At 26.1% G+C, this 9,101-nt stretch carries 7 protein-coding genes and 1 pseudogene; 4 read left to right on the top strand and 4 right to left on the bottom strand.

Features of this window, described 5'->3' with window-relative positions:
- From ACWYO2_RS03320 to mutS, 3 genes and pseudogenes are all read right to left on the bottom strand, one after another.
- A pseudogene (locus ACWYO2_RS03320) lies at positions 1-308 on the bottom strand (ABC transporter permease); the annotation flags it as partial.
- A 1-nt stretch (position 309) separates the two neighbouring features.
- Positions 310-1,281 carry an ABC transporter permease gene (locus tag ACWYO2_RS03315; protein ID WP_455515078.1) on the bottom strand — a complete coding sequence of 324 codons (972 nt, stop codon included), beginning with the start codon at positions 1,279-1,281 and terminating at the stop codon, positions 310-312.
- Between the two features lie 137 nt (positions 1,282-1,418).
- On the bottom strand, positions 1,419-3,968 hold the full coding sequence (gene mutS, locus ACWYO2_RS03310) for a DNA mismatch repair protein MutS (RefSeq protein ID WP_455515077.1): 2,550 nt from the start codon (positions 3,966-3,968) through the stop codon (positions 1,419-1,421).
- A gap of 142 nt (positions 3,969-4,110) precedes the next feature.
- Between mutS and ACWYO2_RS03305 the strand changes: the two genes are divergently transcribed.
- The 4 genes from ACWYO2_RS03305 to ACWYO2_RS03290 all read left to right on the top strand — a co-directional run bounded on the left by ACWYO2_RS03305 (position 4,111) and on the right by ACWYO2_RS03290 (position 7,706).
- A complete protein-coding gene (locus ACWYO2_RS03305; RefSeq protein ID WP_455515076.1) occupies positions 4,111-5,304 on the top strand; it encodes a tetratricopeptide repeat protein in 1,194 nt (397 codons plus the stop codon).
- Between the two features lie 132 nt (positions 5,305-5,436).
- Positions 5,437-6,354: a cysteine synthase A gene (cysK, locus tag ACWYO2_RS03300; protein WP_455515075.1), complete on the top strand. Its 918-nt coding sequence runs from the start codon at positions 5,437-5,439 to the stop codon at positions 6,352-6,354.
- A complete protein-coding gene (gene cysE, locus ACWYO2_RS03295; protein ID WP_455515074.1) occupies positions 6,355-6,867 on the top strand; it encodes a serine O-acetyltransferase in 513 nt (170 codons plus the stop codon).
- A complete protein-coding gene (locus tag ACWYO2_RS03290) occupies positions 6,864-7,706 on the top strand; it encodes a tRNA lysidine(34) synthetase (protein WP_455515073.1) in 843 nt (280 codons plus the stop codon). Before cysE ends, ACWYO2_RS03290 begins: the two co-directional genes overlap by 4 nt.
- Positions 7,707-7,757: 51 nt before the next feature.
- Here ACWYO2_RS03290 and gap read toward each other — a convergent pair whose 3' ends face one another.
- On the bottom strand, positions 7,758-8,768 hold the full coding sequence (gap, locus tag ACWYO2_RS03285; RefSeq protein WP_455515072.1) for a type I glyceraldehyde-3-phosphate dehydrogenase: 1,011 nt from the start codon (positions 8,766-8,768) through the stop codon (positions 7,758-7,760).
- Positions 8,769-9,101 lie beyond the last annotated feature (333 nt).

Here is a 9,101-nt window from a genome sequence, read left to right as displayed (position 1 = left end):
TAATCAGTACCTAGATAATATCCTTTTGAAAATCCTTTTATAGGACTTAAAAATATTTCTTGTGTGTGCTGTTCGTAGTAGTTATATTTACTTAAAAATGAACCAAATAATCCAAAGAATAGATAGACACCTAGTAGTATAAGAAAACTTAATGCCGCTTTATTTTTTTTAAATCTTCTCCAAGAATCTTTCCAATAAGTAGTGCTTGGTTTATTAATATCTTCACTTTTTTTAAGATCTGGACCTACATAATCAAAATCACTAGGAACAGTTATATAATTTTCTCTATCATATTTATATTTTGACATATTAATTCCCTCCTTCTAACTTAATTTTTGGATCAACTAAGGCATAAAGTATATCCATAATTATCATCATTAATATTAAAAATGCAGAATAAAATACTGTAACCCCTAATACCATAGTATAATCTCTATCTACTATACTACCTATATAGTATTTACCTAATCCACCTATACTAAACATAGTTTCTATTACGAAAGATCCTGTAAGTATTGCAGCAATTGATGGAGATATAACAGTTATTATAGGCAACATTGCATTACGTAATGCATGTTTAAGTATAATATTTATAGGTTTAACCCCTTTTGCTATTGCAAGTTTTATATAGTCTTGATCCATAATTTCAATCATTTTACTTCTCATAAGACGAGCAACTTCAGCTACTGAGAAAAATCCTAATGCTATAACAGGAAGTATTTTTTTACTAGGCATATCCCAACCTGTTAATAGTATTTTTCCTAATGGTAAATGTAATTTATTTATAAGTATAGCTTTGTGTACATCTACTGCATATAGTTGTAATATTCCTGCTATAACAAAGCTAGGAACAGATATTCCTATAACAGCTATTATCATAGATGAATAATCTAGTTTTTTTCCTCTATTAAGTGCAGCAATTATACCTAAAGGTATTCCAAATATCAGTCCAAATATTACTGCTCTTATACCTAAATCAGCAGATACTGGGAAAGATGTTTTTATAACAGAATTAACTGTTCTTCCCTTTTCTTTCATAGAAATACCAAGATCTCCCTTAGCTACATTTTTTAAATAGTTAACATATTGAATTCCTATTGGTTTATCCATTCCATATTTAACCATAAGATTAGCTTTTACTTGAGGCGGAATAGCTTTTTCACTCTCAAAAGGATCTCCAGGTAATTTATGTAATAGGAAAAATGTTATAGTTATTACTAGGAATAATGTTATTAGACCAGTAAATATTCTTTTGAATATAAATTTTAACATATTTTTCATGATTTATTTCCCCTTTTCTTCTATTAATTTAACATATTTTACAATATTAGCACAAAAAAGTCAATAATTTAAGTATATAATTTATTAATATAATCATTAATTTAATTTATGATTAAAATTTAAAAAAAGATGAAATTTTAAATTTCATCTTTTAATTTATTTATTAATATTAATGCGTCTAAAGGAGTCATATTATTAGTATCAATATTTTTTATGTTGTTAATTTTATTTCTAAGTTCATTTATTTTCTCTTCCATTTCTTCTAACTTATCATATTCAGTATATTCTATACTATCAAATAAGTTAAGTTGTGAATCTTTTTTTGATTCTTCAAGAGATTTTAATATTTTTTTAGATTCTTTTATAATAACTTTAGGTAAACCAGCAAGTTTAGCAACCTCTATACCGTAAGATTTATCAGCTCCACCTTTAATTATAGTTCTTAAGAAATTAACCCGACCTTCTTTTTCTTCAACTTCTATCCTATAATTTAATATATTATCATATCTATTTTCAAGATCAGTTAACTCATGATAATGAGTAGCAAATATGGTTTTTGCATTAATATTTTCTACTATATATTTAGATATAGAGCTAGCTATAGCTAATCCATCATAAGTAGAAGTACCACGTCCAACTTCATCAAGTATAATTAATGAATTAGGAGTAGCAGAATTAATTATACTTGCAACTTCACTCATTTCAACCATAAATGTAGATTGCCCAGTAATTATATCATCACTTGCCCCTATTCTTGTAAGAACTTTATCTACAATAGAAATATTAGCGTAGTCTGCTGGTACGAAACAACCAATTTGTGCCATTATTGAAATTAAAGCAATTTGTTTCATATATGTAGATTTACCTGACATATTAGGACCAGTAAGAATTATAAATCTTTCTTTATTATCAAAATATATATCATTAGAAACAAATATTTGATCTCCAATTAGTTTTTCAACAACAGGGTGTCTACCTTTTTTGATATCATATATACCATTATTATTAAATAGTGGTTTAACGTAACCATTTTCCATAGATACTATGGTAAATGATATTATAATATCTATATAAGCTAAAATACTAGAAAGTTCAATAAATATTTTTTTGAAGTTTTTAATATATGAACTCAAATTTTTAAGTATTGCATATTCAATTTCTGCTATTTTTGTACGTGAGTTTATTATTTTATCTTCATAGCTTTTTATCTCTTCAGTTATATATCTTTCTGCATTAGATATTGTTTGTTTACGTATGTATGTGTCAGGAACTGCATCGATATTAGATTTAGACACTTCTATAAAATATCCAAATACATTGTTATACTTAATTTTTAAATTTTTAATTCCCGTTCTTTCTTTTTCTCTATTTTCTATATCAAGTAATATACTTGTACCATTATTCATAATATCTCTTAATTCATCTAATTGAGGATCTATTCCTGATTTAATCATATTTCCTTCTCTTACAGAAAAAGGAGCAGATTCAAGTATTGTTTTGTCTATTTTATTATATATATCTTGAAGTGAATTAAAATCTATATTTTCAAATTTTTCAGGCCAAAGATTTTTTATTTTAAAACTAGAGTCTATAGTATTTTTAAGAGAAATTAAATCTTTACCATTTTCATTTGAAAATATTATTTTTCCCATAAGTCTTTCTATATCATATACATTATCAAGTAATTCTCTAATTTCTTCTCTAATTAATATTTCTTTACTTAAGTATTCAATATCATTAAATCTAGAATTTATTTCTTGGATATCAAGTAATGGAGCTTGTAATAATTGTTTTAATTTTCTTGAACCATTAGAACTTTTACATTTATCTAATACCCAAAGTAGAGAACCATAAGTATTTTTATCTCTTTGATTTTTAGAAATTTCTAAATTTCTAAGAGTAGAAGAAGAAAGTTCAACAAAATTTGATTTATTAATAACTTCTATTCTTTGTATATTTAATTCATTGTTAAATTGTAATGTTAATATATAGTCAAGTATTAAAGCACAAGCATCTATTATATTTTTCTTTCCATATATTCCAAAACTATCAAGTGAAGCTATATTGAAATAATCTTTTAAGAATTTTTCACTATCATTAATTTTTGAAACTATACTAGTGTTAATATTAAGTTTTTCTATCAGATGATTTATCTTGTCGGATACAGTATTTGTAAATATTAATTCACTAGGTTCTATTTTATATATTTCACTAACTAAATTATCTTCATCAGTTTCTATTACTTTAAATTCACCAGTTGTAATATCTATAAAAGATATTGCGTATGTATTGTTAAAATGTGTAATACAAGCAAGATAATTATTAGATTTAGAATCAATAAAATCTATATCTTGAATAGTTCCTGATGTAACAATTTGTATTACTTCTCTTTTTACTAAACCTTTTGTTTGTTTTGGGTCTTCGGTTTGTTCGCATATTGCTACTTTATATCCATTATTAACTAATTTGGCTATATATGGTTTAGAAGAATGAAATGGTATACCTGCAAGAGGGACATTCATTCCTTTTTCTTTATTTCTTGATGTTAATGTTAATCCTAATACTTTAGAAGCGATTTCTGCATCTTCAAAAAACATTTCATAAAAATCACCTAATCTGAAAAATAGGATATATTCTTTATATTTTTCTTTTATTTCTCTATATTGTTTCATTAATGGAGTAGACATAAATAACCTCTTTTCTACATTTTGAATATATTATACTATAAATCAAAATCATATTCAAATTGAAAAATAGAATAATATTTTCTTTACATTAGAAATATATTAGAAGTGTTTACATGATGAATTAAATGTAGTATAATGGGATATGTTTAAAAGAAAGGGAAGTATTAAGGTACTTAGGGTAATAAGAATGAAAAGAAAATTAATGATACTTACAGCGATAATAGCTACAACTTTAGGAATGGCTGGAACAAAAGAAGATTTAGAAACAGCAGCTAAAAATTATAGTTCAACAAAAAATATAGAAAAATTAGAAAGTGATTTAGTAAATATTTCAAAACAAAAAAGTGATGAGTATACAATACAAGCAAAAATTGAACTTGCAAGATTAAAGGCATCTCAAAATAAATTAGATGAAAGTAAAAAATATTTAAATGAAATTTTAAATGATTCAGTTTCAACTAATCAAGTTAAAGAGTTTGTATATACTCAACTTTATGGAATTTCAAATAATAGAAACGAAAGAATATCTTATTTAAATGAATTAGCTAAATTAAATTCAAAAGAGTTAGGATATAAAGTGGCTTTAATTAAAGAATATACACTTTCAGGTAATAAAGTTGAAGCAGATAAATTATTCAAAGAATTAACTCCAAATTTAACAGAAGAACAAAAGATATTATTTTATAATAAACTTGCAGAAGACTATATTTCTGAAAAATCACCTAATGAAGCTATAACAATAGCAGATTTATTAATTGCTTTAAATTCAACTGAAGCTAAAGTTTATGGAAATATGTATAAATCTTATGCAAATATATCTTTAAATAAATTAGATGAAGCAGAAAAATTTGCCTTAGAAGCAGAAAAATTATCGAATAATAGTTTAGAATCAGAAAATTTATTATATCAAATCTATAATTCTAAGGGAGATTTAAATAAAGCATTAGATAAAGCTATAATTTTAAAAAATGCTACAAAAACACAAGAATTTTATTTAGATGTAATACTTCTTGCAGAAATTGCTAAAAATACTAAAGTTGTAAACGATACAATTAAGGAATTAAAGGAAAATAAAGATATTAAAGATGATGTTAAGAAACATTTAAATATTTTAATAGCTAATGGTTTTGTTAATTTAGGTTACTTAGATGGTGCAGAAGATTATGCAAATAAAGCATTAAAAGATGATAAAAATAAAGAAGCAAATATGGTTTTAGCATTTGTACAAGGTTCAAAAGGAAATAAAGGACTTGCTCTTAAATATGTAAGAGAAGCTAAAAAAGATAAAATAGAAGGTGCAGAACAATTAGAACAACAAATATTAAATTTAAAATAATTTATTAAGATATATTTGATGGAGATCTATATGATCTCCATTTTATTAATTTAATAATTTAAATTAAATAGTTTTACTTTCATATATTATTATGATAAAATTATAATATTAATAAATAATAGAGGAGGAATAATGATATACAATAGTATTTTAGAATTAATAGGGAATACACCAATAATAAAATTAGATTTTGGAAATGATGTAGCAGATGTTTATGTTAAACTTGAAAAATTTAATATCGGGGGTAGTGTAAAAGATAGAGCAGCTCTTGGTATGATAGAATCTGCTGAAAAATCAGGTAAATTAAAAAAAGGATCAACTATAGTTGAGCCTTCATCAGGTAATACTGGAATATCATTAGGGCTTGTAGGTAGGGCAAAAGGTTATAATGTAATAATTGTTATGCCTGAAAGCATGACACAAGAAAGAAAAGATACTTTGAGGGCGTTAGGCGTTGATTTAAGATTAACACCTGGTGATGAAGGAATGACTGGGGCGATAAATGAAGCTTTAAGGTTAGTAAATGAAAATGAAGATTATTTTTTACCTCAACAATTTGAAAATTATGCAAATCCTAATAAACATTATGAAAGTACAGGGGATGAAATTTTAGAAGACATACCTGATTTAGATGTATTTGTAACAGCTGTTGGGTCATCTGGTACTTTGACAGGAGTTGCTAAAAAATTAAGAGAAAAAAGTCCTAAAACTAAAATTTATGCTGTAGAACCAGCAAACTCTGCTGTAATTTCAGGAGAAATGCCGGGTAAACATACAATAGCAGGTATAGGGACAGGTTTTATACCTAAAAATTTTGATAGAAGTTTAATAGATGGGGTATTAAAAGTTACAGATGAAGAAGCAAAAGATTTTGCTTTACGTGTTACACGTGATTTTGGATTATTTTTAGGTATTTCATCAGGGGCTAATATTGCTGCAGCATATAGATTAGCCAAAGAGTTAGGTAAAGGTAAAAAAGTTTTAACAATTTCACCCGACGGAGGAGAAAAATATCTTTCTGTAGCTCCGTATAAGTTTGAGGAGAAATAAATGTTTAAATGGTTGAGAGATGAAATAAATAATATATATGAAAAAGACCCGGCAATAAAAAGTAAGATGGAGGTTTTTCTGTATCCATCTTTTCATGCTGCTATAAATCATAAATTAGCGCATTGGTTATATACAAAAAAAATGTTTTTTTTAGCAAGACTTATATCAACTATCTCTAGATTTTTTACTGGTATTGAAATTCATCCTGGGGCAAAAATTGGTAAAAGAGTATTTTTTGATCATGGTATAGGTGTAGTTATTGGAGAATCTGCTATAGTAGGTGATGATTGTGTGATATATCATGGTGTAACATTAGGTAATTTAAAACCAGTAGGATTTAAAAGACATCCAACTATAGGGAATAATGTTATGATAGGAGCAGGAGCAAAAATACTTGGAAATATAGTTATAGGGAATAATGTTGTAGTTGGGGCTAATTCTGTAGTTATGAAAGATGTTCCAGATAATGTTAATGTCGTAGGAGTACCTGGACAAATTAAGGAGAAAAAATGATAAATTTAAGTTGTAATGCAATAATACCTGATTGTCCTCTTAAATCAGTTGAAGAAATAGAGGAAAGTATAGTAAATAGGTATAAGAAAAGTATATATAATAAGTTTGTTGAAGCGATATTACAATATAATTTGATAGAAGAAGGGGATAAAATTGCAATAGCTGTTTCAGGAGGTAAAGATTCTTTACTTCTTTGTAAATTGTTTCAACAATTAAAAAAAGATAAAAGATTTAATTTTGAATTTACTGCAATAAGTTTAAATCCTGGTTTTAGAAATGATGATTTAGAACATTTCAAATTTAATTTAAAAGAACTTAATATCGATTGTGAAATAATAGATACAAATATTTGGAAAGTTGCTAATGAAATGGCTAAGGATTATCCATGTTTTCTTTGTGCTAAAATGAGAAGAGGTATACTTTATAAAAATATAGAAGATATGGGATATAATAAATTAGCTCTAGGTCATCATTTTGATGATGTTATAGAAACTACTTTAATAAATTTATTTTATGGTGGAACATTAAAAACGATGCTTCCCAAAGCTGATTCTACATCAGGGAAGTTAGTTTTAATAAGACCTATGGTATTAGTTCATGAATCAGACATTATAGATTTTACTAAGACTAATGGTATACGAGCAATGAATTGTGGTTGTGTAATAGAGGCTGGTAAAACTTCAAGTAAAAGACGTGAAATTAAAAATATGTTAGAAGAGTTAGAAAAAAATAATCCTGGTCTTAAACAAAAAGTATTTAAGTCTATGGAAAATATTAATCTTGACTATGTATATGGGTATAAAAAGGGAAAAGAAATATTTAATATTAAAGATAAATAAATTAAAAAAATAGCCGAACAACAGAAATGTTATTCGGCTTTTTGTATATTATTATTTAATTAAACTTACGAAGTAGTGTAATACTCTTATTAATTGTTGAGTATATGACATTTCGTTGTCATACCATGCAACAGTTTTAACTAATTGAGCATCTCCTGATCCTATAACTTTAGTTTGAGTTGCATCAAATAAAGATCCTTCTGAAATTCCTATAATATCAGATGATACTAATGGTTCTTCAGTGTATCCGAATGCTTCGTTTGCTGCTTCTTTCATAGCTGCATTAATTTCTTCTTTAGTTAAATCTTTCTTTTCTAATATAGTAACTAATTCAGTTAATGATCCTGTAGGTACAGGTACTCTTTGAGCAGCTCCATCTAATTTTCCAGCAAGTTCAGGTATAACTAATCCTATTGCTTTTGCAGCTCCAGTTGTGTTAGGAACTATATTTGCAGCAGCAGCTCTAGCTCTTCTTAAGTCACCTTTTCTATGAGGTGCATCTAAAGTGTTTTGATCTCCTGTATAAGCATGTATAGTTGTCATTGATCCACTAACTATTCCAAATTTATCTTGTAATACTTTAGCCATAGGTGCTAAACAGTTAGTTGTACAAGAAGCTGCAGATATTACAGTTTCTGTTCCATCTAATATTTCGTGGTTAACGTTGAATACAACTGTTTTTAAGTCACCTTGTCCAGGTGCTGAAATAACAACTTTTTTAGCTCCTGCTTTAATGTGAGCTTCAGCTTTTTCTTTCTTAGTGAAGAATCCAGTACATTCTAATACTACATCTACACCTAATTCTCCCCAAGGTAATTCTTCAGGATTTGCTTTAGCAAAAGATTTAACTTCTTTTCCGTTAACGATGAATGCATCTTCTTTAACTTCTATTGTTCCGTTGAATCTTCCTTGTGCTGTATCATATTTGAATAAGTGTGCTAATGTTTTAGCATCAGTTAAATCGTTTACAGCTACTACATCAAATTTAGGATCGTTAGCCATTACTCTTAAAGCTAATCTTCCTATTCTTCCAAAACCATTGATTGCTACTTTTACTGCCATAGTAAAATACCTCCATTTATTTTTAATTTACAAATTGATTATATCATAAAATATCATATATTACAAGATAAAAGGCGTTATAGTTTATAGTATAAAAAGTTTTTAATTTTTATAATTTTTCATATTTAGTGTTAATTATATTTATGTATTTATTTTATAAAATAAAATGAAATAAATATAGTTCAGTATTAAGTTAAAATTTTTTAAAAATTGATATATAATTAAGTGAAAGATATAAAAAAATTAAAAAATAAAATAATTTTTTCACAAAAATATGTTTGATAAATATTTTAGTTTTTTGTTGATACATATTCTATTTATAAAAATGATTTT

The organism is Pseudostreptobacillus sp., assembly GCF_977040545.1.
Note: the sequence above shows the minus strand (reverse complement) of the source record. Positions and strands in the feature narration are given on the sequence as shown.